Origin of the sequence: Streptomyces sp. NPDC017890 (assembly GCF_044328675.1) — a bacterium.
GTDB lineage: Bacteria > Actinomycetota > Actinomycetes > Streptomycetales > Streptomycetaceae > Streptomyces.
Genome location: NZ_JBIRHU010000017.1, coordinates 180,418 through 202,158, shown reverse-complemented (window position 1 = coordinate 202,158; position 21,741 = coordinate 180,418). Strand labels below are relative to the sequence as shown.

The following is a 21,741-nucleotide window of genomic DNA, read 5'->3' as shown; positions in this document are numbered from 1 at the left end:
TGCCAGACGCCGGCTCACCGGGCGCCCTCCTCTGACTCCTCCGACGCGGCCGGTGCGACCCGCCGATCCGGGCGGGCGGCCTCGGAGCCCGCCGCCGGACCGGGAGCCTTCGGCCTCCGCTTCCCCGACCGGAGCAGAGCGACACCTACGGGCACGCCGACCAGGGACGTCCAGGCGCCGACCGGTGTCTCCACCGGTGCCAGCGCCAGCCGGGCCGGTACGTCGGCGACGGCCACCACCACGGCACCCCACGCGGCCGACCAGGGCAGCCAGCGCACGGCGTCCGCCGCCGGGTCGAGCCGCCGGGCCAGATGCGGGGCGAGGAAACCGACCCACGCCACCGGACCGCACACGGCCGTCACGGGCGCTATCAGCAGGACCGCGATCGCCAGCGCCGCGAACCGGGCCCGGTGCACGCGCACGCCCAGCGCCTCGGCGTCCTCGTCCCCCAGCCGCAGTACCGAGAGCACCGGCGCGCACAGCACCAGGGCGGGCACCGCGACCAGCAGCCACGGCCACAGCCCGGTGACGTCGTCCCAGGTGCGGGCGGAGAGCGAGCCGAGCAGGTACCGGTAGATCAGCTGGAGGTCCATCTGATCGGCCATGACCATGAGCACGAGCAGCGCGGCCTGCAGGGCGGCGGCGACGGCGGCCCCGGTGAGCAGTACCGCGGACGGGCTGCGCCCCAGCCCGGCGGCCAGCAGCGTGAGCGCGCCGCCGAGCGCGGCCCCGCCGATGGCCAACAGCGGCTGGGCGACCGCGGGGACGGACACCGCCAGCACCAGGGGCGCGGCGACCCCGAGCGCTGCCCCGGAGGACACGCCCAGCATCTCGGGAACGGCGAGAGGGTTGCGCAGCGCCTCCTGCAGCACGAGGCCCGCCGCGCCCAGGCAGGCGCCGGCGAGCAGCGCCAGCACCAGCCGGGGTACGCGCAGCTCGGTCACGACGACCCCGGCGAGCGTGCCGTCCGCGTCCCGCAGTGCTCCGGGGAGGCGGTGCAGCGGGACGTAGGGCGTGCCCAGGCTCAGCATGCACACGGACGCCGCGGCCAACAGCACGCTCACGACGAGGAGTCGCCACCGCCTGCTGGTCCTGCCCGCCCTGCTCGCGTGCGGGTCGCGCGGGGACCGTACGGACCGCCCGTCCGACGTCGCGCCCCCGGCCGCGGTCCGGGGCGCGGTCGGTGCCCTCATCGCAGCGCGGCCGTGGCCTCGTCGAGGACGATGCCGAGCGAGCGGGTGCCCCGTCCCTTGGCCCACACCTCGGAGTCGACCTCGTGGACGTCCCCGTTCCGCACGGCCGGGATCCTGCCCCACAGGGGGTTCTTCGCCAGCTTCTGCGACAGCTTGCCGTCCGGCTCGCCGAAGCTGATCGTCTCGACGAAGAGCACGTCGACGTCGCGCGCGAGGATCTCTTCGAGGCTGTAGCTGCCCTCCACACCACGCGAGGTCCAGGGGTAGCCGGCCAGCTTGGGGAAGAGTCCGGCGGTCACGTCCGTCCCGGGGGTGGCGACGCCGAAGTTCTCGTCGCTGCCGAAGATGACGAGCGCGGTCTTGTCGCTCTTGGCCCGCTCGGCGCCGGCGAGCTTGGCGCGGAAGGTCCTCTCGGCCTTCTCGCCCTCGGCGGTGCGGCCGGTGAGCGCGGCGACGTCGCGCAGATAGCCGACGCTGTCCTGCCACTTCTCGGGCTGCATGGCCCAGAACGTGGTGGCGCCCTTCAGGGCGGGGGCCAGCTTGCCGTGGGTGTCCTCGAGGCCGATCACGAGATCGGGCTTGTGGGAGAGGATCGCCTCCACCTCGGGGGCGATGAACCCGCCGGGAATGACGTCGACCTCGGCCGCCCGTTCCTTCCCCAGGAAGTCGGGGTGGGCCAGGAGAGCGCTGTTCGTCGCGGTGGGGACGATACCCAGCTCGGTCAGGATGTCGTCGCAGAGCCCGAACAGGCAGACGATCCGCTTCGGTTCCCGCTCCAGCGAGATCCTGACGCCGTTCGCGTCGGTCAACTGCCGTGTCGCCTTGATGGGTTCCACCGTGACGTCGGTCCTGGCGTCGGCCTGAGCGGCCGTGTCACCACCCGCGGGTTCGGTGGATGTGCCGCATCCGACCAGGACGGAACCCACTATCGCCGCGGTGATCCAGCTTCGGATGAATCTCGACGGTGAGGCCGGCATCGATGCCCTCGCTTCTTCTCATGGTTCTGAACACGAGGCAAGCTACACGATGATAATCATTTTCATCATAGTTCTGTCGGAAGTACTGTCACGGAAGAGGGTTCCTCCATGAGTCCCGGCCCACTGCTGCTCGTCTGCGACCACGTGGGCGGATCCGTCCACGTGCTGACCGTTCCGGGCGGTGTGGAGGCGCACCGTCTCACCGGCCGCCATCTGTCCGAGCACGCGGGTCTTCTGCCGCTGCCGGGCGGGCGGGTGGCCTGCGTCGACGACCGGAGGGGCGAGCTGCTGGTGCTCGACCCGTTCGGTCCCGAGCTGGTGGCGGCCGCCGTACCGGTCGCCGTGCCGGCCGAGCACCTCGCCTGCGACCCGTCCGGCCGGTGGGCGGCGGTCACGACGGGTCTGGGGAGGAACAGCGGTCCGTGGTCGGATCTGCTGACGGTCGTCGACCTGGCCACCTCGGACGCCGCCCGGGTCCGCACCCGCGTCGGCGAACCGGGCGTCACCGTGCTGGGAGGCGACGAGCCCCTGGTCGTCCTGCGGCACCGGGAGCCCGGTGCGCTCGCCGTCCACCGGTTCGCCGACCTGCTCGGCGCACCGCCCGGCTGCCCGCGGGTCACGCCCCACACGCACCTCCCCCTGCCGGCCGACGGGCACGGTGACGCCCAAGCTCCTTGTCTCGGGCACGTGTTCGCGGCGACGGGCGAGGGCGTGCACCGGGCCCGTCGCGAAGGTGACGCGCTCGTGGCGGAACCGACGATCCCCTGGGGTTCGTCCGCCCGGGGCTGGTACCTGCGGTTCGACCCCCGGCGACGGGCACTGTGGTCGACCCTGCGCGGCGGCCCCGCCGATCCGCTGCGCTGGCCGGAGTGGACGAATCAGGCGTGGCGCCATGACCTGGACACGGGGAGCACGGTCCTGACGGAGCTGGGCCCGGGGCTCGTCTTCCGGCTGGCCCTGGCGAAGGACCGCACCGCGTTCACCCGCGTCCACCCGGACGGTGACGAACTGGTCCTGCTGGACGCCGGTGGGGCCGTACGCCGTGTCCCCCTCCCCGCGATGGACGGCGCTCCCCGCCGCGGTGGCACCCCCTGGGAAGGCGTCCAGCGCCGCGCGGTGGCCGCCTCACCGGGTGCCGACTGGATCGCCGTCACCCGAGGTGGCCACGGCGAAGTGCACGTCTTCGACGCCCGAACGGCGTCCGAAGCGACCCGCCTGCGGCTGGACACACCCTTGCACCACGGCGGCCACGCGATGCTGCGCGGCCAGGACGACGGCGCCGAGGGGGACCCGGTGGGCCGGTGACCGGTTGCCCGGGGCTTCTGCTAGCCACCGCGGACCTCGGTGTTCTGGCAGGCGTGCAACAGCCAGCGTCCGTCGTCCTGCCTGGTCATGACGTACAGCGGTGTGCCCTCGGTGTCTCCCTGCGCCGAGTGGTATACCTGCCGGACCTTGACGGCCGCCACGTCGGGTCGCAGGAACTGGATGTGAACCGCCTCGTAGGTGACGTCACCGTCCCAGACGGCGCCCGGGAGCACGGCACGAGTGAACTCGGCGATCGTGTCGAAGCCGAGGAGGACTCTGCCGTGGCCGGTCGTCCAGAGCGCGTCAGGGTGGAAGAGAGCGAGGAACCCCTCGGCGTCCCTGGCGCGCTGGGTGCGCTCGACGGTGGCAACCACCTGTTCGACGGCCTTGATGGCCGCGGTGTCGGCCGGACTGTTCGCGGTGTCGGTGTTCATGCGGACCAGGCTGTTGCCTCAAGCGCGCTTGAGGTCAAGGGCCGAGGCGCACGGACCCGGCAGGGCGGCCGAGACGGACCGGGACGCCCGGCGAGTACAGGACGCTGACCGGGGCCTCGGTGGGGGCCGGGACCCCGGCGTTCGCGACCAGGTCCTCGTCGCAGGTGAGGAGCTCGGCACGGTGCAGGGGCCAGCGGGGATGGTGGTTGGGCAGATACGCCGCGCCACCGAAGAACGCGTTGTGCATGCCCCAGCGGGCGGTGAGGAAGTGCTCCAGCCCGGTGGGCTCGTGGATGCGTTCGCCGGGCCGTACGGTGATGCGGCTGTACGCGCCGCGCGGGCCGGGCCAGCGGCGGGAGCTGGTGTAGGTCACGGTGTCGCCGACGGTGCGGACGGTCATGCGGGACCACAGGTAGGGCAGCCGGAAGCCGACACGGCCCATCACCACCGGCATGAGCCGTGAGGCGTCCATCGACCGGAAGACCACACCGCGCCGCCCGTGCGCGTCGACCGAGTACAGCCGCACGTTGGTCTCCGGGAACGAACCGAAGTACGGCACCCCGGGCAGCCCCAGCCACCCGACCCGGTGCATCCGGAAGGCGACGAGCCCCACGTACGTGAGCCCCTCGTGCGTGTCGGGAACGGTGCCGCGCGGCATGAGCCCCGCCACAGCGGCGGGCTCGACGGCCCAGTGGATGAACGCGAGGTCGAGCCACTCCTGGGTGAGCAGCGGCGTCCGTATCGTTGCGGGCGCGTCGGGCGTGACGGCGGTGGGCTTGTGCACGGCGCAAGAATGGCAGACGGCGGTTGCGTACCGGGCCGGGGCGCTCCGCGGCACCGCTCGACGGCCGGGGCGCCGGGGAGGACCCCGCGCGGGACCGCTCGCCGGCCGAGGCCGGGAGCACACTCGGCAGGGCCACACGCCGGGCCAGGGGTGGGCCCGGGCGGGCCAGGGGTGGGCCCGGGCGGGCCGGGATTGACCCTCGACCTGGTCAAGGGCTCAGGGTTGCGGACGTGGAGAGCGAGATGCGCAGCATTGGGGAGACGGCCCGCGACAGCGGACTGGGCGTGAGCGCCCTGCGGTTCTACGACCGTGCCGGTGTGCTGGTCCCCGCCTGGGTGGATCCGGTCAGTGGCTACCGCTGGTACACCCCCGAGCAGCTCGACGAGGCCCGACTGCTCGCCCGGCTGAGACGGGCCGGTATGCCGTTGGCCGACATCCGGCTCGTCCTGGCCGGCTGGTCCAGTGCGGACACCGACCTGGTGCGCGGGCTCCTCCAGGCTCACCTGCGCCGTCTCGAACTGGGGCTGGCCGATGCCCGCAGCGAGTTCTCCACACTCCGAGCACTACTCGACCACAGGGAGAACCCCATGACCGCTGCACCGCGCACCGCGACCGTCCGGCTGTCCGTCTCCGCCCCCGAACTGGCCGCCGCGCTGGACTCGGTCCGCTTCGCCACCGGTGTCGACCCCGAACTGCCCATGCTCGGCGGAATCCTGTTCGACGTGGAGGGTGACGCGCTCCGCCTCGTGGCCACCGACCGGTACCGGATGGCCGTCGCGCGCACCGGTACCGCCGGACACGGCGGACCGCGCGTGCAGGTCATCGTGCCCGTCCCGCTGGCCGACGCGATGCGCGCGCTGCTCGGCGGTGAAGAACCCGTCACCCTCGCCGTGGAAGGCGACCGCGTGACGCTGGAGGCCGGGGACCGTCAGGCGGCCGGGCAGTGCCTCGCGTACGACTTCCCTGACTACCGCCGCCTCGTCCAACTGCCCTCCGGCCGGAAGGCCCTCGTCGAGGTGCCGGCGTTCCGCGAGGCACTGGAGACCGGCCCCGTCCGCGCGAGCGGGGTCCACGAGCGGGACGGTGCGTCGCACGAACTCAGTGTGCTCAGGGCGGCCGACGACGGCACGGTGACCGTCTGCGACGACGGTGACGACGACCAGAACAACGTCGCCGTGAACCGCGGGTTCCTGCTGGACGCGCTCGCCGCCGCGGGCCGGGACCGGCTGACCCTCGAGTTCGGTGCCCCCACGGCCCCCCTCGCCATCCGCCGGACGGACGACGAGACGGCCTTCTCCTTGCTGATGCCGGTCCGCCTGGACGACTGACGGCGGGGCGCCGGCCCACGGCCGTCCCCGCGCCCGCCGCGTTGTCAGTGGGCTGGCCTACAGTTTTCAGCACTTGATCACTGCGGTGCGGGGAGGCACTCATGGGGTGGGTGACGGCCGGGGACTACGAGGTGTCCCTGGACGACGGGAAGGTGGTGTGCCGCAACGCCGCCGGTCGACGGCTCAAGTCGGTGCCGGCCAAACTCGCGGACGACCCCGCCGTGGTGGGACTGCGCCAGCTCACCGAGTGGCTGGAGCGGCACGAACGCCGGTGCCTGACCGACGTGGAGCGGTGGATGGTGCGGTCACTGCCCGTGAGTGCGGCCTGCCGGAGCTGACGGACGCACGGCGCGCGGAGGCCGCCGAGGTGCTGCCGGGCGCCGCCGCGCTGCCCGAACTCCTCACCGGCCTGGGTCTGCTGGACCGGTTGCGCGCGGGCCACATCGCGGCGCTCGGCACCGACCAGGACCGTGCAGTGCGGGCCGCCACCGTGGCCGAACTCCTCACCTCCGCCGCGGTTCGCCAGGTGGACGGTCTCACCGGGGCAGAGGGACCCGGCGGACGCGCACGCCCTGCTGGAGCTCGCCCACCGGGCGGACATCCTCGGCGGCGTCCGTCTGACCGACGCCCTGGCCCGGCTGGCGCACGACGGCTCGCCCCTGATGCGCGGCGCGGCCGGAGCCGTCCGGGTGCTCCTCGGGCACGAGAACGCAAAGGTCCTCGGCGGCCGCGTCGCCTCCTGGGTCGACGCGGCGAGCGACCGCGCGTCCCGGTCCGCGCTCACCGCCCGGCTGACCGGCCTGCTGACGGCCGCCGGCCCACTGCTGGAGTCCGCGGCGCCCGCGCTGGAGCCGCTGCTCGACCGCGTCTGCGAGCTGTCCGACCGGGACTTCCTCGACCGGCTGCCGGCGCTGCGCGGCGGCTTCGACACGCTCAGCCCGGCCGCCCGCGACCGGCTCCTCTCCGCCGTCGAGGAACGTCTGGACGTCGGCCGACTGGCCGACACAGACGGGTTGGACCCCGACGCCCTCGCCCTGTGGACCCGCGCGGACCTCACGGCCCGGGCGACTCTCGGCGGACTCGGGCTACTGCCCCCGCCCCCTGCCGGTGAGGCCGGCACGCCCGAGCCCGCCGCCACAGCCCCCGCCACGGCCCCCGACGCGCCACCCGCCGCCGGCGGTCACCGTCTCGCCCCCGCCGACCGTCGGCGTCTCGTGCTCGGCCGCCGTACCGACCGGCTGCCCCCGTCGGCAGCCCCGTTGGCCACCGCGTTGGACGAGCTGTACGGCAGCGGGCGCGGCGAAGGCAGCCGCGGGCACCTGACCGGGCCCGGCCGCAGCGGCGGAGGCGGTGGCCGGGAGGCCTCCTATCCGGGTGTGCGTGAGTGGTCCGAGGAACTGGCGATGCTGTTCGGGCCGGGCATCCGCGAGGAGGTCCTGGCGGCCGCGACCTGCTGTTCCTCGACGTCACGCTCATCGGCACGGTCCGCGAGGCGGCGGGCGAGTGTCTGGTCGCCGACTGCGGCGGCCGGCCCCTCCGACTCGCCGCCGCCCATGACGATCCCGCGCTGCCCGACCGCGAGAACCTCCGCCTTCTGGCGTCCGCCCGGGGCGCCCGGCTGCGCGTCGTCGCCCGGCTCACGCCGGCCCCGCAACCCCGCGCTCTGCTCCTGGCCGTCAGCCACCCCACCGATCCGCGCCTCCGGATCGATCTCGGCGTCGACCGGCTCCGGCGCGCGGACCTGCCCGCCGCACCGACGCCCAGCGGTGCTCCGGCCGTGCCCGCCGTCGACGAGGCGCCCGTGCATCTGCTGCGGCGCCGGGTCCACCAGGCCGCCTCCGGAGGCCGCCGTGTGCTCGCCTTCCCCGGGAACGGGGACACCGAGGGCACGCGTCTTCGCCGGCACGGCCTCGCCACCGCCGGCGAACTCCTCACCGAGCTCCGTGCCGCCGCCGCGGACCGCGCACGCGACCCCTTCGGCCGGCTGCTCCCGGCCGACACCGGCCGCTTCGCCCGCGCCTGGCTCGGCGCCGCCGTCCACACCGAGGAACTCGACCGCATCCTGTGCGCCGCCGCGTGGGGCGCGGACCTCACAGCTGCCACCGACCCGGCGGCCCCCGCCGACCCCGCCGACCCCGCAGCCCCCGCCGACCCGGTGGCCCCCGCCGCCCCGGCAGCACCCGTCCATGCGACGGCCCCCGTCACGTGAGGCCCTGGACGCCCGGCGATCGGCCCACCAAGCCGGGCGGGTGACCGTAGTATCGGATGATCTCGTAGGGGGAGGCGGGCATGGGCAGGCAGCGTCCCGGTACGCCGACGCTGGAGGAGGTGGCCGCCCTCGCCGGTGTGGGCCGCGGCACCGTCTCGAGGGTCGTCAACAACGCGGCCGGCGTACGGGATTCCACGCGCCGCGCCGTGCAGCAGGCCATCGCCGAGCTGGGATACGTCCCCAATCTCGCGGCCCGTTCCCTGGCCGGCCACCGCGCGGACGCCGTCGCACTGGTCATGACGGAGACGGACTGGCGGCTGTTCGGGGAGCCGTTCTTCACCGAGATCGTCCACGCCGTCGGCGACGCCCTCACCGACACCCCGGTGCAGTTGCTGCTCACCCTGGTCCGAACGGACACCGAGCGGCAGCGCTTCGTGGAGTACGCGCGCGGCGGCCGGGTCGACGGCGTGCTGCTGATGTCCGTGCGCGCCGAGGACCCGCTGCCGGACATGCTCGCCAAGGCGGGACTGCCCACCGTCATGCTGGGGCGGCGTTCCGGCGACGAGAGCGTCACCTACGTCGACGCCGACAACACCGGCGGCGCGCGCGGTGCGGTCACGCACCTGCTGGACGGCGGCCGGACCACGATCGGGGCGATCAGCGGACCGCTCGACATGTACGTCGCCCAGTGCCGGCTGCGAGGATACCGGGAGGCCCTGGAACTGGCGGACGTGGCGATGAGGCCTTCGCTGGTCGTCGAGTGCGCCGACTTCACGGAGGAGAGCGGGCGCCGGGCGATGACCGACCTGATCTCCCGCCACCCGGAGCTCGACGCGGTGTTCGCCGCCTCGGACACCATGGCCGCGGGGGCGCTGAACGCCTTGCGCGCGGCGGGCCGACGGGTGCCGCAGGACGTCGCGGTGATCGGCTTCGACGACTTCCAGCCGGCCCGGCCCACGGACCCGCCGCTGACAACGGTCCGGCAGCCGCTGGAGGAGATCGGGCACACGATGGTGCGGCTGCTGCTGGAGGAGATGGAGGAATCCGCCGTCGCCTGGCGGCACGTCATCCTCCGCACGGAACTGGTGCTCCGGGATTCCGCCTGACCGAGAGACCGCACGGGAGCGCTCCCGTGCGGCGCCTCTCTCACCTGGGGCTTCGAAATCTCTTCGACAATCCCGACGCACACAGCCTTGTCAGGAACATGAACGGCTTCTACAGTCCCCAGTCAACCGGTAAGTGGGAGCGCTCCCATCAGTGGGGAGTCGGGAGCGCTCCCGCACCGGCCCCCCTCCTTCCCCCAGCACCCTCCCGGAGAGGCCCCCATGCGACCGTTACGGCTCCGAGTCCGCGTTCTGCGCGGGCTGCCAGGCGCACTGATCGCAGCCCTCGCGGTCGTCGCGTCACTGATGACCGCGGCGGCTCCGGCCCAGGCGGACACCACGATCTGTGAACCGTTCGGCACGACGACGATCCAGGGACGCTACGTCGTCCAGAACAACCGCTGGGGCTCCAGCGCCACCCAGTGCGTCACCGCGACCGACGCCGGCTTCCGGGTCAGCCAGGCCGACGGTTCCGCGCCCACCAACGGGGCACCGAAGTCGTACCCCTCGGTCTTCAACGGCTGTCATTACACGACCTGTTCACCGGGCACCGATCTCCCCGCCCGGCTCGACACCGTCTCCGAGGCGCCCTCCAGCATCTCGTACGGGTTCGTCGGCGACGCCGTCTACAACGCCTCGTACGACATCTGGCTGGACCCGACTCCCCGGACCGACGGGGTGAACCGGACCGAGATCATGATCTGGTTCAACAGGGTCGGCCCGATCCAGCCCATCGGTTCCCAGGTCGGTACGGCCGCGGTGGGCGGACGGACCTGGGAGGTGTGGACCGGCAGCAACGGCGCCAACGACGTACTGTCCTTCGTCGCCCCGTCGGCGATCACCGACTGGAGCTTCGACGTCATGGACTTCGTCCGGGCCACCGTCTCACGCGGACTCGCCGAGGACGACTGGTACCTGACGAGTGTCCAGGCCGGCTTCGAACCGTGGCAGGGCGGCGCCGGGCTGGCCGTGAACTCCTTCTCCTCCACGGTCTCGACCGGCGACGGCACGGGCACCCCCGACCCGGGCGGCCCCGGCGGCCCGGCGGCGTGCAAGGTGACGTACGGCACCAACGTCTGGCAGGACGGCTTCACCGCGGACGTCACCGTCACCAACACCGGCACGACCCCCGTCGACGGCTGGCAGCTCGCCTTCACCCTGCCCTCCGGCCAACGGATCACCAACGCCTGGAACACCTCCGTCACTCCCCCCACAGGGTCCGTCACGGCGACCGGTGTGGGTCACAACGCCCGGATCGCCCCCGGCGGCAGCCTGGCATTCGGTTTCCAGGGCACCTACAGCGGCGCCTTCGCCGAGCCGGACGGCTTCCGCCTGAACGACACCGCCTGCACCACGGCGTAGCGGCCACGCACACCCCGTCCCCCTCGCCCGTCCGGTCGAAGCGCTCTCCCCGGACGGGCGAGGGTTCCATGGCGCGCCCCTCCAGATGACCAGGCCTCCCGTGACCACCAGCCCCCCTCTGGATCACCAGGCCCTGATCGCCAAGCCCTGATCACCGAGCCCTGACCACCAGATCTTGATTGTCATGGACTGATCATCGACTCGACGACCGCAAGACCCGGCAACCGGAAACAGGAGACCCCTATGGCTCTACGCAGCAGATACATCTCCCTCGCGGCGGTACTGGCCACCCTGCTCGGCGCGCTCGGCCTGACCTTCCTGTTCGGGCAGGGGCGAGCCGACGCGCACGGCGTGGCGATGATGCCCGGCTCACGCACCTACCTCTGCCAGTTGGACGCCAAGACCGGCACCGGCGCCCTGGACCCGACGAACCCGGCCTGTCAGAGCGCCCTCGACCAGAGCGGCGCGACGGCGCTGTACAACTGGTTCGCCGTGCTCGACTCCAACGCGGGCGGACGCGGCGCCGGTTACGTGCCGGACGGCACCCTGTGCAGCGCCGGCGACCGGTCGCCGTACGACTTCTCCGCCTACAACGCCGCCCGCGCCGACTGGCCCCGGACGCATCTGACGTCCGGCTCGACGATCCAGGTGAACTACAGCAACTGGGCGGCCCACCCGGGTGACTTCCGGGTCTACCTGACCAAGCCCGGCTGGTCGCCCACGTCCGAACTGGGCTGGGACGACCTGGAGCTCATCGAGACGGTGACCGACCCGCCCCAGCAGGGCTCTGCGGGTGCCGACGGGGGCCACTACTACTGGGATCTGGCGCTGCCCTCGGGCCGCTCGGGTGACGCGCTGATCTTCATGCAGTGGGTGCGTTCGGACAGCCAGGAGAACTTCTTCTCCTGCTCCGACGTCGTCTTCGACGGCGGCAACGGCGAGGTGACCGGCATCGGCGGCTCGGGCAGCACCCCGACACCGACTCCGCCGCCGACGACCCCGCCGCCCACGCACTCCGGTTCCTGCATGGCCGTCTACTCCGTGGAGAACTCCTGGAGCGGCGGCTTCCAGGGCTCCGTCGAGGTGATGAACCACGGGACGGAGCCGTTGAACGGCTGGGCCGTGCGGTGGCAGCCTGGCAGCGGGACCACCCTCGGCGGCGTGTGGAACGGCTCGCTGTCCGGCGGGACCGACGGCACGGTGACGGTCCGGAACGTGGACCACAACCGCGTCATCCCACCGGACGGCAGCGTGTCCTTCGGCTTCACCGCCACGTCCACGGGCAACGACTTCCCCGTGGGGACGATCGGCTGCGTGGCGCCGTAGCGCGCCTCGGGGGGAGGCGTCGCGCGCACAGGCGCGGGGCCTCCCCTCAGGGCTCCGGTACGTACTTCGACCTCACGTGCCGGTTACAAATCGCTCAACCTCTGGTTGCGGAGCGGTGATCGGGCGACGATGGGGCCATGACTCTGGCCCAGCGCGCCCTTGAGCGGCTGCAAGCCTGGCCCGACCTCACCGCGGGTCCGGCCAGTTGCGGAACCGGACGGGCGCTGCGCTCCGTCCGTGACGAGATCGTCCACTTCCATTCGGACCGGGACGTGGACCTCCACCTCACCCACCGGGCCATCCAGCGTTTCCAGTACGACCTGGGCGGATCCAGCGCCATCCATCTGGTCCCGGGCTCCCGGTGGGTGACCGTGCACCTGGACTGCGACGCGGACGTCGACCTGCTGCTGAGCCTGGTGAGCATCGCGCTGAAGGCCCATCAGACACGGCCCCCGGCGGATCTGCCCTCGAGGTGCAACTTCCACCGCGTCACGGTGCTCCCACGTTCCGCGGCCGGGGAGATCTGAGGTACGCCGACGGCGGTGCTCCGCCCCGGAGGGAGCACCGCCGTTCAGGGCCTCAGTGCGCCGGCTGCTCCGCGCTGCGCCGGATGCCGGCCGCGGCGATCACCGCGCCGAGCACACACAGGACACCGGTGACGATCACGGCCACGTGGACGCCGTTCATGAACGCCTGCCCGCTGCCCTCCACCACGGCGGCCCGCAGACCGGCAGGCATGTCACCGGAGACGGGCGCCACACCCATCGCCACGGCGTCCTTGGCCTCCTGCAGACCGTGGGCCATGGCCGAGGGCACGCCGGCCCCGGTCAGCTCCCCGGTGAGCGTGGAACCGACCTTGCCGCTGATCAGGGAGACCAGCACGGACGTACCGAGCGCACCGCCTATCTGCAGGGTCGTCGCCTGCAGACCGCCCGCCACACCGGCGTCCCGGACGGGGGCGTTGCCCACGATGGCGTCGGAGGAGGCCGCCATCACCATGCCGACGCCGAGGCCGAGCGCGATGAACGGCGGCCACATCGTGGCGTAGGAGGAGTCGGTCTGCCAGGTGAGCATGCCGAAGCAGGAGGCCGCCTGGAGCAGCATGCCCAGCGGCATGGTCAGCCGGGGCCCGAAGCGCTGGGTCAGGGCCGCGCCCAGCGGCGAGGCGACCAGCGAGGCGAGGCTGAGCGGGAGCGTCCGCACGCCCGCCTCGACCGGCGTGAAACCACGCACGTTCTGCAGGTAGAGCATGACGAAGAAGATCACGCCGAGCATGACGAAGAAGTTCAGCGCGGTGATGACCGCGCCGATGGTCAGCGCACGGTTGCGGAACAGGCGCATCGGCAGCAGCGGGTGCTCGACGCGGGTCTCGTACCAGCCGAACACGAGCAGGAGCACGAGGCCGGCGGCGACGGAGCCCAGGGTGCCCGCGGAGGTCCAGCCCCAGGTCTCGCCCTTGACGACTCCGAAGACCACGGCCAGCAGGCCGAGGGCGAGCAGGCCGAGGCCGGGGATGTCGAAGCGTTCCCGGCCGGCGGCGTTGCGGCTCTCGGGCAGGACGAGGATGCCGAAGACGATGGCGATGACGCCGATGGGGGCGTTGATGTAGAAGACGGACTCCCAGTTGACGCTCTCCACGAGGAGACCGCCGACGATGGGTCCGAGAGCCGTGGCGACGGCGGAGACCATGGCCCAGATGCCCACGGCCATGCCGAACTTCTTCGGCGGGAACACGGAGCGGAGCAGCCCGAGGGTGTTGGGCATCAGCAGTCCGCCGAAGGCGCCCTGGAGGGCGCGGAAGGCGACCACGCCCTCGATCGACCCGGCCAGGCCGATGGCGACGGAGGCGACGGTGAAGCCGGCGACGCCCACGAGGTAGTAGGTGCGCCGGCCGAAACGGTCACCGAGCTTGCCGCCCAGGATGAGGGTGGCGGCGAGCGCGAGCAGGTAGGAGTTGGTCACCCACTGCAGTTCGGCGGTGGACGCGTGCAGGTCGCTGCCGATCTCGGGGTTGGCGATGGCGACGACGGAGCCGTCGAGCTGGACCATGAACAGTCCGAACGCGACGGCGAGGAGGGTCAGCCAGGGGTTGGACCGCAGGCGGCCGGCCGCCGGTGGGGCGGTCTCGGCCGCGGGCGTGGTGGGGTGATCCACGGACGTGGACGGCATGGATGAGCCTTCTCTTCCAGGTTCAAGGGGTGGTGCGGGGGGACGGGGCGGCCCACGGACGCACGGCGGGCCGGCCGCGGGCACGACGGTGTGCCCGCGGCCGGCGGGAATGCCTGGGCCCCGCCCGGGTCAGCGGGCGGCGGGGTGGAGGTGCCGCGTCAGCGCGTCGAGGGCGTCCAGGGCGGAGCCGAGCGCGCCCTGCTGGCCCTCGGTGAGGGAGGTCAGGGCCTGGCGGATGAACGCGGTCTCCAGTTCCCGCACCTCGGACACCCGCTCACGGGCCGTGGCCGTGAGGTGGAGGTGGGCGACCCGCCTGTCGGCGTGGTCCTGCCTGCGCTCCAGGTCGCCCTGCTCGGTGAGCTGGGAGACCAGGGCGCTGACGTTGTTCGGCTTCATCAGCAGGGCCTCGGCGGCCTCGCGCACCGTGGCGCCCTCGCGCTGGGCGACGAACCGCAGCAGCGCGAGCTGGCTCTCCGGGGGCTTGGGGTGCGGGTACTGGGCGGAGACCTGCCGGTCCAGCGCCCGGTGCAGCGCGGGAAGGCACGCCGCGAGGCCGGAGGCCACACGGTCGATGTCCCGGCGAGGGGTGCTGGAGTCGGTCACCCGGACACAATAGATATGACAAGATAGGTATGTCAAAAGAGGTAAAGCCGCCCGCGCAACGCTCTCGCAACCTCCCCCGTGCTGGTATGCGCGGTATGCACGACACATACGAGGAGACCCCCCGCGTCGAGCTCACCCCCGAGGCCGCCGCACTGCTGCGCCGGCTGCGTGAGGCGCACGGCCCGCTGATGTTCCACCAGTCCGGCGGCTGCTGCGACGGCAGCGCACCCATGTGCTACCCGGACGGCGAATTCCGCACCGGAGCCGCGGACGTCCTGCTCGGGGAGCTGGTCGTCGAGGGCGTCGGGGAGCCGGTGCCGTTCTGGATGTCGCGCAGCCAGTACGAGGTGTGGAGCCACACCAGACTGATCGTGGACGTGGTCGCGGGCCGGGGCAGCGGCTTCTCCCTGGAGGCGCCCGAAGGGGTGCGCTTCCTCATCCGCTCCCGCGTCATCGACGCACAGCGCCTCCAGGAGCCTCGGGTTCCTCCCGCTCGCCGCGGTCTGCCGCCTACGGTCTGAGGCTGCCGACGATGTCCGCGGTCGCGGTCAGACCGCTGTGGATGGTCGGAGCGATGTTCGTGCCGGCCAGATAGAAGCCCAGCAGCAGGCACACCAGCGCGTGCGAGACCTTCAGCCCGCCGTTGCGCAGGAAGATCACCGCCAGGACGGACAGCAACAGCACCACAGAGATGGAAATGGCCATCGTCAACCTCCTCCGCCACGTCCACTTCGCGGCGTTCGGCCGTAAGTGTGGCGTAGCGGAGGGTTCGTCCGGGCGGCTGACCTGTCCTCCGAACGAGTACTGTTGCGCCGGCCTCCTACGCGTCCGGGTGGGCGTCGAGGAACGCCTCCAGACCGCCGAGGTCGTCGGTGTTGAGGTGGTCGACGCCGGCGGCGAGCAGTTCGGTCCACACGGCGTCCCGCGCGGGGCCCGCCGTGTCGGGTGTGGCCCAGAACCGCACCCGCTGTCCGCGGGAGTGCGCCGCGCCGACGATGTCCCGCAGCTTGCGCCGCTCGGCCGCCGGGAAGGCGCCCACGCCCCGCCAGGTGAAGTTGAGCGTCCAGTTGTCGCTGATCAGCGGGACGAAGGAGGCCGGTGCGGAGCTGCCGAGGTCGGTGAGGCGGCCGTCGTAGAAGGCCCGGCGGGTGCGCTGCGCCTCCATGGGCGCGCGGGCCGCCCGGTCCCCGGAGATCACCGCGGTGACCGCGCCGGGGAACACCCGGCCGTGGGCGTAGGTGGTGAACAGGTGCTTGTAGCGGCGCAGATGACGGTCGAGTTCGAGGTACGTCGACGATCCCTCGGTCTTGATGTCGATCAGGAGCTGCAGGGCGCGGCGGTCGTGCCGGTGGACCCGGCCGTGGTGGGCGCGTACGCGGGCGGCGAGGGGGTCGAGGTAGAGGGATTCCAGGGTGCGGGACGGATCGAGGTCCTCGGGGTCGTGGGCGACGAGGAGCTGGCCGCCGACCAGGTAGATGTCGGCCTCGACGCTGCCGAAGCGGTGGTCGAGGGCGTCGAGGAGGGGGCGGGGATGCTCGTAGTCGTTGTGGGCGTGGGCGCGCCACAACGGGCGCGGTCCGTGCCTGCCTTCGCTCGCCAGTGCGGTGCCGGCGGGCAGGGCGACCGCGCCCGCGAGGGCGGCGCCGAGAGTGGTGAGGGCTCTGCGTCGGGTGGTGAGGGCCATGCTCTGCCTCCCTGGAAGTGCCGTACGGGACGCCTGTGAGTATGGGGTCCCGTTGTCTTCGAGGGGCAGAGCCGTGCGGGGAGTTGGCCGGACCGCCGCCGGCCGTTCATGTCGTCCCGGCGGCGGACACGGAAAATGCCCGCCCCCGGTGGGACGGGCATTACTGGAACGGACGGGCGGGCGTCAGGGTGCTCGCAGGTCCACCAGTTCGGCCAGCGCCTCCCGGTGGGTGCCCGCCGCGCCGTAGGCGATCGAGTCGGCCTTGGCCCGCTTCAGGTACAGGTGGACCGGGTGTTCCCACGTCATGCCGATGCCGCCGTGCAGTTGCAGGGCCTCCTCGGCGGCGTGGACGGCGACCCGGCCCGCGTACGCCTGGGCCACGGCGACGGCCACGTCGGTGTCCGCGCCGGTCGCCAGCGCGTCGGCCGCGTTGCGGGCTGCGGCGCGCAGGCCCGCGACCTCCAGCCACAGCCCGGCGAGCCGGTGCTTGATCGCCTGGAACCCGCCGACCTGGCGGTTGAACTGCTTGCGTTCCTTGAGGTAGCGGACCGTCTCGGTCAGCAGCCAGTCGGCGAGGCCCAGTTGCTCGGAGGCGAGCAGCCCGGCACCGGCCCGCAGGGCGCGCCGTACGGCGGGAGCGGCGTCGCCGAGCCGGTGCCCGGACGCGCCGTCCAGGGTCACGCGGGCCACGGGCCGGGTCAGGTCCAGGGACACCTGTGGGGTGACGGTCACGTCGGCGGCGCGGACCGCGTACAGTCCCCCGTCGTCCGCGGGCACCAGCAGCACGTCGGCGACGGCCGCGTCGGCGATGCCGGCCAACTCCCCGTGCAGGCGTCCCTCTTCGAGCCGTACCTGCGGGACGGCACCGCCCGGTGCGACGTGCAGGCCGACGGCGAGTGCGGCGATGGACGTCGCGGACGCCAGTTCGGTGAGCAGGTCGTCGGCTCCGCAGGCCAGCAGCGCCTCGGTGGCGACGACGGCGCTCGTCAGGTACGGCACCGGTGCGACCGCACGCCCGAGCTCCTCGAGGACCACGGCGGTTTCCCGGTGGGTGGCGCCCTGACCGCCCAGTTCCTCGGGGATCAGCAGGCCCGCGAGGCCCATCGAGTCGGCGAGCGCCTTCCACAGCGCGACATCGTGCGGGGCGGCCGACTCGGTGCGGGTGATGACGCCCGCCGGGTCGCAGTGGTCGGTGAGCAGGTCCCGGACGGCGGCGCGCAGCGCCTCTTCCTCCTCCGAGTAGAGAAGGCCGGGTTCCGACTGTGCGCTCATCGGGCGAGGTCCTTCCATGCGACGTCCTTGTCGGTGCGCGGTTCGGCGGGCAGGCCCAGGACACGTTCGGCGACGATGTTCAGCAGGACCTCGCTGGTCCCGCCCTCGATGCTGTTGCCCTTGGAGCGCAGGTAGCGGTACCCGGCGTCGCGGCCGGTGAAGTCCACGTGCTCGGGGCGGCGCATGGTCCAGTCGTCGTAGAGCAGGCCCTCCTCGCCGAGGAGTTCGACCTCCAGGCCGCTGATCTCCTGGTTGAGGCGGGCGAAGTTCAGCTTCATTCCGGCGCCCTCGGGGCCCGGCTGGCCGGCCACCAGCTGCTGGCGCAGGCGTACGCCGGTGAGGCGGGCGACCTCGGCCTCGACCCACAGGCCGAGCAGCCGCTGGTGCAGGTCGTGGGTGCGCAGTTCGGCGCGTTCCCGCCAGGTCGCGGCGATCTTGCCGATCATGCCGCCCTCGCGGGGGATCGGGGTTCCGCCGATGGCGACGCGTTCGTTGTTCAGCGTGGTCTGCGCGACCCGCCAGCCGTCGCCGGTCTCGCCGAGGCGTCGGGAGTCGGGGATGCGGACGTCGGTGAGGAACACCTCGTTGAACTCGGCCTCGCCGGTGACCTGGCGCAGCGGCCGGACGTCGACGCCGGGGTCGGTCATGTCGCACAGGAAGTAGGTGATGCCCCGGTGCTTGGGCAGGTCCGGGTCGGTGCGGGCGATGAGGATGGCCCAGCGGGCGAGGTGCGCGCTGGACGTCCACACCTTCTGCCCGTTGACCACCCAGTCCTCGCCCTCGCGGACCGCCCGAGTGCCGAGCGCGGCGAGGTCGGAGCCGGCGCCCGGCTCGCTGAACAGCTGGCACCAGACCTCCTCGCCGGTCCACAGCGGGCGCAGGAGGCTGTGCTTCTGCTCCTCGGTGCCGTACTGGAGGATGGTCGGGGCGGCCATGCCGAGGCCGATGCCGATGCGCCGGGGGTCGTTGTCGGGGGCGCCCGCGGCCGCGAGTTCGGCGTCCACGACGGCCTGGAGCGAGCGGGGGGCGGCGAGTCCGCCGAGGCCCTCCGGATAGTGCACCCAGGCCAGTCCGGCGTCGAAGCGGGCCCGGAGGAAGTCCAGACGTTCGGTGGTGGCCGGTGGATGCGCGGCCAGCAGCTCCTTGGTACGGCGGCGCAGTTCCGCTGCGTCGGTCATGCGACGGCTCCCTTCTCCAGCTTCTCCGGGACGACGGCCACCCGGCCGGTCGTCCTGCCGTCGGCGACGCGCTGCACGGCGTCCGCGGCTCCGCCGAGCGGCACCCGCTCGCTCACCAGCGGCTTGATCGCGCCCCGTGCGGCCAGCTCGGTGAGCTGTTCGTGGCAGTGCTGGACCAGCTTGGGGTTCTTGGTGTTGTACAGGCCCCAGTGCAGGCCGAGGATCGCGTAGTTCTTCACCAGGGCGTGGTTCAGCGCGGGGCTGGGGATCGTGCCGCTGGCGAAGCCGACGACGACGATCCGGCCCTCGAAGGCGACGGTCTTGGCGGACTGGGCGTAGGCCTGGCCGCCGACCGGGTCGTAGATCACGTCGGCGCCCCGGCCGCCGGTGGCCTCCTTCACGGCGGCGACGACGTCCTCGCCGTGCCGGTCGACGACCACGTCGCAGCCCAGCTCGCGGGCGACGGCCGCCTTCTCGGGCCCGCCGACGACACCGATGACGGTGGCGCCGGCGGCCTTGCCGAGCTGCACGGCCGCGCTGCCGACCCCTCCGGCGGCGGCGTGGACGAGCAGCGTCTCGCCGGCTTCCAGGCGGGCCCGGCGGTGCAGGCCGAACCAGCCGGTCTGGTAGCCGATGTGCAGGGCGGCGGCCTCGGCGTCGTCCAGGGCGTCCGGTGCGGGCAGCAGGGTGCGGGCGTCCGCGACGGCGTACTGGGCGAAGCCGCCGTGCGGCAGCGCCGGGTTGGCGATGACGCGGCGCCCGTCCTCGGTCTCACCGCAGATCTCCACGCCCGGCGTGAACGGCAGCGGCGGCCTGACCTGGTACTGGCCCCGGCACAGCAGCGCGTCCGGGAAGTTGATGTTGGCGGCCCGGACCCTCAGCAGGACCTGGCCGTCGCCGGGTGTCGGCGGCGCCACGTCCACGAGGCGCATCACCTCGCCCGGCTCGCCGTTCTCGTGCACCTGCCATGCCTGCATGCGCAACCTCCACCGACTACTGAGTCGTCCGACCGGGTCTCTCGCATACTAAGCGGTCGCTTGCCGATCAGGGAACAGATCGCGGGCGGTAAGCGGGCAATAACAGGCCGCGGGACGGTCGTCGAGTCACGGCCGGGCGCGCCGTCCCTGCCGGGCGGGCCATCCCGGCCGGGCGCGCCGCCACGACCGGACAGGCCGCCACGGCCGGTCGGCGGGCCCTTACGGCTGTGCCGCGGGCCGCGCCCGTACGTGCATCCGCTCCCCCTGCGGGCCGAACAGGCTGAGGAACTCGACCGGCCCCTCCCCCGTCGACCCGAACCAGTGCGGCACCCGGGTGTCGAACTCGGCCGCCTCCCCCGCCGACAGCACCACGTCGTGGTCACCGAGCACGAGCCGCAGCCGGCCGGAGAGCACGTAGAGCCACTCGTATCCCTCATGGGTCCGCGGGTCCGGCTCCTCCTCCCGCTGGGGCTCCAGCACCTTGAACGCCTGGAGCCCGCCCGGCTGACGGGTGAGGGGCCAGTGGGTGCGGCCGTGGCGCACGATGGGCTTGGCGCGCACGCGGGGGTCGCCGACCGGCGGGGCGCCGACCAGTTCGTCCAGCGGCACCTGGTGGGCCTGGGCGATCGGGAGCAGCAGTTCGAGGCTCGGTTTGCGCAGGCCCGATTCCAGCCGTGACAGGGTGCTCACCGAGATGCCCGTCGTCCCGGACAGCGCGGCCAGGGTCACCTCCCGCTCCTTGCGAAGCTGTCGGAGCCTCGGTCCGACACCGGCGAGAACGTCGTCTGCAGTCATGCCCATATTGCAGAACCGGCAAATGTATTTGTCAATCCCGTACCGTCCGAGCGACCTTCTGGGTGGAGGTGGTCACCGTGACCCAGAACAAGGACCTGACCGAGAACTACGACGTGGTCGTCGTCGGCGGCGGAGCTGCCGGACTCTCCGCCGCGCTCGTGCTGGGCCGCTCGCGGCTGCGCACGCTGGTCGTCGACGCCGGTGAGCCGCGCAACGCGCCCTCGGACCACATGCAGGGCTACCTGACCCGGGACGGCATGGCGCCCGCCGAGTTCCTGGCGCTCGGCCGGGAGGAGATCGCACGGTACGGCGTGGAACTCGTCCGCGACCGGGCCGTGGACGTGTCCCGGGGCGAGGGCATCGCCGTGGAGCTGGCCGGCGGACGCACCGTGCGCGCTCGCCGGCTGATCGTCACCACCGGCCTCGAGGACGAGCTGCCGACGGTGCCCGGCGTCGCCGAGCGGTTCGGCCGGGACGTGCTGCACTGCCCGTTCTGCCACGGCTGGGAGGTGCGCGACGAGCGCTTCGGTGTTCTCGCCACCAGCCCGCTCAGCGTGCACCAGGCGCTGATGGTGTCCGGCTGGTCCGACGACGTGACCCTCTTCCTGCACACGGTCGCCGAGGAGGAGCTGTCCGACGACGACCTGCGCCGGCTCGCCGCGGCCGGGGTGAAGGTCGTGCCGGGCGAGGTCGCCGGCCTGCGGGTCGAGGACGACCGGCTCACCGGGGTCCGGCTCGCGGACGGTACGGAGCACGACCGCTCGGTGGTGTTCACCGCTCCCAGGGCCGTACCCCGGACCGGTCTGATGGAGCGGCTGGGCGCCGAGCTGCAGGAGACCCCGTTCGGCGCCTACCCCGTGGTGGACCCGACGGGCCGGACCACCGTGCCCGGCGTGTGGACCGCCGGCAACGCGATGGGTTTCGCCGAGCAGGTCGTCCACGCGGCGAGCGGCGGCTACCGCGCGGCGGCGGCGATCGTCGGCGATCTGATCATGTCGGATCTGGACGCGGCCGTCGCGGAGTAGACGCGGCTCTCACGGAC

21 protein-coding genes and 2 pseudogenes are annotated in these 21,741 nt (G+C 72.8%); 11 read left to right on the top strand and 12 right to left on the bottom strand.

Going from position 1 to position 21,741, the window contains the following annotated elements; translation table 11 throughout:
- Positions 1–14 precede the first annotated feature (14 nt).
- A complete protein-coding gene (locus tag ACH4F2_RS23330) occupies positions 15–1,031 on the bottom strand; it encodes a FecCD family ABC transporter permease (protein WP_398134664.1) in 1,017 nt (338 codons plus the stop codon).
- Positions 1,032–1,189: 158 nt separating this feature from the next.
- A complete protein-coding gene (locus tag ACH4F2_RS23325; protein WP_398134643.1) occupies positions 1,190–2,170 on the bottom strand; it encodes an ABC transporter substrate-binding protein in 981 nt (326 codons plus the stop codon).
- Between the two features lie 108 nt (positions 2,171–2,278).
- Here ACH4F2_RS23325 and ACH4F2_RS23320 point away from each other — a divergent pair, with 108 nt between their 5' ends.
- Positions 2,279–3,475 (top strand): hypothetical protein, encoded by a 1,197-nt coding sequence (locus ACH4F2_RS23320; RefSeq protein ID WP_398134642.1) that lies wholly within the window; start codon positions 2,279–2,281, stop codon positions 3,473–3,475.
- 20 nt (positions 3,476–3,495) lie between these two features.
- Here the strand turns inward: ACH4F2_RS23320 and ACH4F2_RS23315 are convergent, their stop codons facing one another.
- Together ACH4F2_RS23315 and ACH4F2_RS23310 are read right to left on the bottom strand one after the other, a co-directional pair.
- Positions 3,496–3,909 carry an SgcJ/EcaC family oxidoreductase gene (locus ACH4F2_RS23315; RefSeq protein WP_398134641.1) on the bottom strand — a complete coding sequence of 138 codons (414 nt, stop codon included), beginning with the start codon at positions 3,907–3,909 and terminating at the stop codon, positions 3,496–3,498.
- Between the two features lie 34 nt (positions 3,910–3,943).
- Entirely contained in the window at positions 3,944–4,693 is a 750-nt protein-coding gene (locus ACH4F2_RS23310) for a YqjF family protein (RefSeq protein WP_398134640.1), read from the bottom strand.
- A gap of 242 nt (positions 4,694–4,935) precedes the next feature.
- Here ACH4F2_RS23310 and ACH4F2_RS23305 point away from each other — a divergent pair, with 242 nt between their 5' ends.
- The 8 genes and pseudogenes from ACH4F2_RS23305 (at position 4,936) to ACH4F2_RS23270 (ending at position 12,548) form a co-directional block, all read left to right on the top strand.
- Positions 4,936–6,021, top strand: coding sequence for a MerR family transcriptional regulator (locus tag ACH4F2_RS23305; protein ID WP_398134639.1), 1,086 nt, complete (start codon positions 4,936–4,938; stop codon positions 6,019–6,021).
- Positions 6,022–6,122: 101 nt separating this feature from the next.
- Positions 6,123–6,347, top strand: a pseudogene (locus ACH4F2_RS23300) (DUF4132 domain-containing protein); the annotation flags it as partial.
- Positions 6,296–7,469: pseudogene (locus ACH4F2_RS23295) on the top strand (DUF5682 family protein); the annotation flags it as partial. The pseudogenes ACH4F2_RS23300 and ACH4F2_RS23295, both read left to right, overlap by 52 nt.
- Positions 7,406–8,230: a hypothetical protein gene (locus ACH4F2_RS23290; RefSeq protein WP_398134638.1), complete on the top strand. Its 825-nt coding sequence runs from the start codon at positions 7,406–7,408 to the stop codon at positions 8,228–8,230. The pseudogene ACH4F2_RS23295 and the gene ACH4F2_RS23290, both read left to right, overlap by 64 nt.
- A gap of 80 nt (positions 8,231–8,310) precedes the next feature.
- Positions 8,311–9,336, top strand: coding sequence for a LacI family DNA-binding transcriptional regulator (locus ACH4F2_RS23285; protein WP_398134637.1), 1,026 nt, complete (start codon positions 8,311–8,313; stop codon positions 9,334–9,336).
- Between the two features lie 219 nt (positions 9,337–9,555).
- The gene (locus ACH4F2_RS23280; protein WP_398134636.1) at positions 9,556–10,695 is read left to right on the top strand and encodes a cellulose binding domain-containing protein; all 1,140 of its coding nucleotides are present in this window, start codon (positions 9,556–9,558) and stop codon (positions 10,693–10,695) included.
- Positions 10,696–10,938: 243 nt separating this feature from the next.
- Positions 10,939–12,021 (top strand): lytic polysaccharide monooxygenase, encoded by a 1,083-nt coding sequence (locus ACH4F2_RS23275; RefSeq protein WP_398134635.1) that lies wholly within the window; start codon positions 10,939–10,941, stop codon positions 12,019–12,021.
- 137 nt (positions 12,022–12,158) lie between these two features.
- Entirely contained in the window at positions 12,159–12,548 is a 390-nt protein-coding gene (locus tag ACH4F2_RS23270; protein ID WP_398134634.1) for a luciferase family protein, read from the top strand.
- Positions 12,549–12,600: 52 nt separating this feature from the next.
- On the opposite strand, the gene ACH4F2_RS23265 is transcribed toward ACH4F2_RS23270, so the two are convergent.
- Together ACH4F2_RS23265 and ACH4F2_RS23260 are read right to left on the bottom strand one after the other, a co-directional pair.
- Positions 12,601–14,190, bottom strand: coding sequence for an MFS transporter (locus tag ACH4F2_RS23265; RefSeq protein ID WP_398134633.1), 1,590 nt, complete (start codon positions 14,188–14,190; stop codon positions 12,601–12,603).
- Between the two features lie 129 nt (positions 14,191–14,319).
- Positions 14,320–14,793 (bottom strand): MarR family winged helix-turn-helix transcriptional regulator, encoded by a 474-nt coding sequence (locus tag ACH4F2_RS23260; RefSeq protein WP_398134632.1) that lies wholly within the window; start codon positions 14,791–14,793, stop codon positions 14,320–14,322.
- Positions 14,794–14,888: 95 nt separating this feature from the next.
- Between ACH4F2_RS23260 and ACH4F2_RS23255 the strand changes: the two genes are divergently transcribed.
- Positions 14,889–15,314, top strand: coding sequence for a DUF779 domain-containing protein (locus ACH4F2_RS23255; protein WP_398134631.1), 426 nt, complete (start codon positions 14,889–14,891; stop codon positions 15,312–15,314).
- Here the strand turns inward: ACH4F2_RS23255 and ACH4F2_RS23250 are convergent.
- The 6 genes from ACH4F2_RS23250 to ACH4F2_RS23225 form a co-directional block, all read right to left on the bottom strand.
- Positions 15,304–15,498 (bottom strand): hypothetical protein, encoded by a 195-nt coding sequence (locus tag ACH4F2_RS23250; protein ID WP_279563426.1) that lies wholly within the window; start codon positions 15,496–15,498, stop codon positions 15,304–15,306. The two genes, ACH4F2_RS23255 and ACH4F2_RS23250, sit on opposite strands and share 11 nt — an antisense overlap.
- Positions 15,499–15,613: 115 nt before the next feature.
- Positions 15,614–16,477 (bottom strand): phosphatidylinositol-specific phospholipase C/glycerophosphodiester phosphodiesterase family protein, encoded by an 864-nt coding sequence (locus ACH4F2_RS23245; RefSeq protein ID WP_398134630.1) that lies wholly within the window; start codon positions 16,475–16,477, stop codon positions 15,614–15,616.
- 183 nt (positions 16,478–16,660) lie between these two features.
- Positions 16,661–17,749 carry an acyl-CoA dehydrogenase family protein gene (locus ACH4F2_RS23240; protein ID WP_398134629.1) on the bottom strand — a complete coding sequence of 363 codons (1,089 nt, stop codon included), beginning with the start codon at positions 17,747–17,749 and terminating at the stop codon, positions 16,661–16,663.
- Positions 17,746–18,927 (bottom strand): acyl-CoA dehydrogenase family protein, encoded by a 1,182-nt coding sequence (locus ACH4F2_RS23235; RefSeq protein WP_398134628.1) that lies wholly within the window; start codon positions 18,925–18,927, stop codon positions 17,746–17,748. Before ACH4F2_RS23235 ends, ACH4F2_RS23240 begins: the two co-directional genes overlap by 4 nt.
- Positions 18,924–19,904 carry an NADPH:quinone oxidoreductase family protein gene (locus tag ACH4F2_RS23230; RefSeq protein WP_398134627.1) on the bottom strand — a complete coding sequence of 327 codons (981 nt, stop codon included), beginning with the start codon at positions 19,902–19,904 and terminating at the stop codon, positions 18,924–18,926. Before ACH4F2_RS23230 ends, ACH4F2_RS23235 begins: the two co-directional genes overlap by 4 nt.
- A gap of 219 nt (positions 19,905–20,123) precedes the next feature.
- A complete protein-coding gene (locus ACH4F2_RS23225; protein WP_398134626.1) occupies positions 20,124–20,699 on the bottom strand; it encodes a helix-turn-helix domain-containing protein in 576 nt (191 codons plus the stop codon).
- Positions 20,700–20,761: 62 nt separating this feature from the next.
- Here ACH4F2_RS23225 and ACH4F2_RS23220 point away from each other — a divergent pair, with 62 nt between their 5' ends.
- Positions 20,762–21,724 carry an NAD(P)/FAD-dependent oxidoreductase gene (locus tag ACH4F2_RS23220; RefSeq protein ID WP_398134625.1) on the top strand — a complete coding sequence of 321 codons (963 nt, stop codon included), beginning with the start codon at positions 20,762–20,764 and terminating at the stop codon, positions 21,722–21,724.
- Positions 21,725–21,741: the final 17 nt, after the last annotated feature.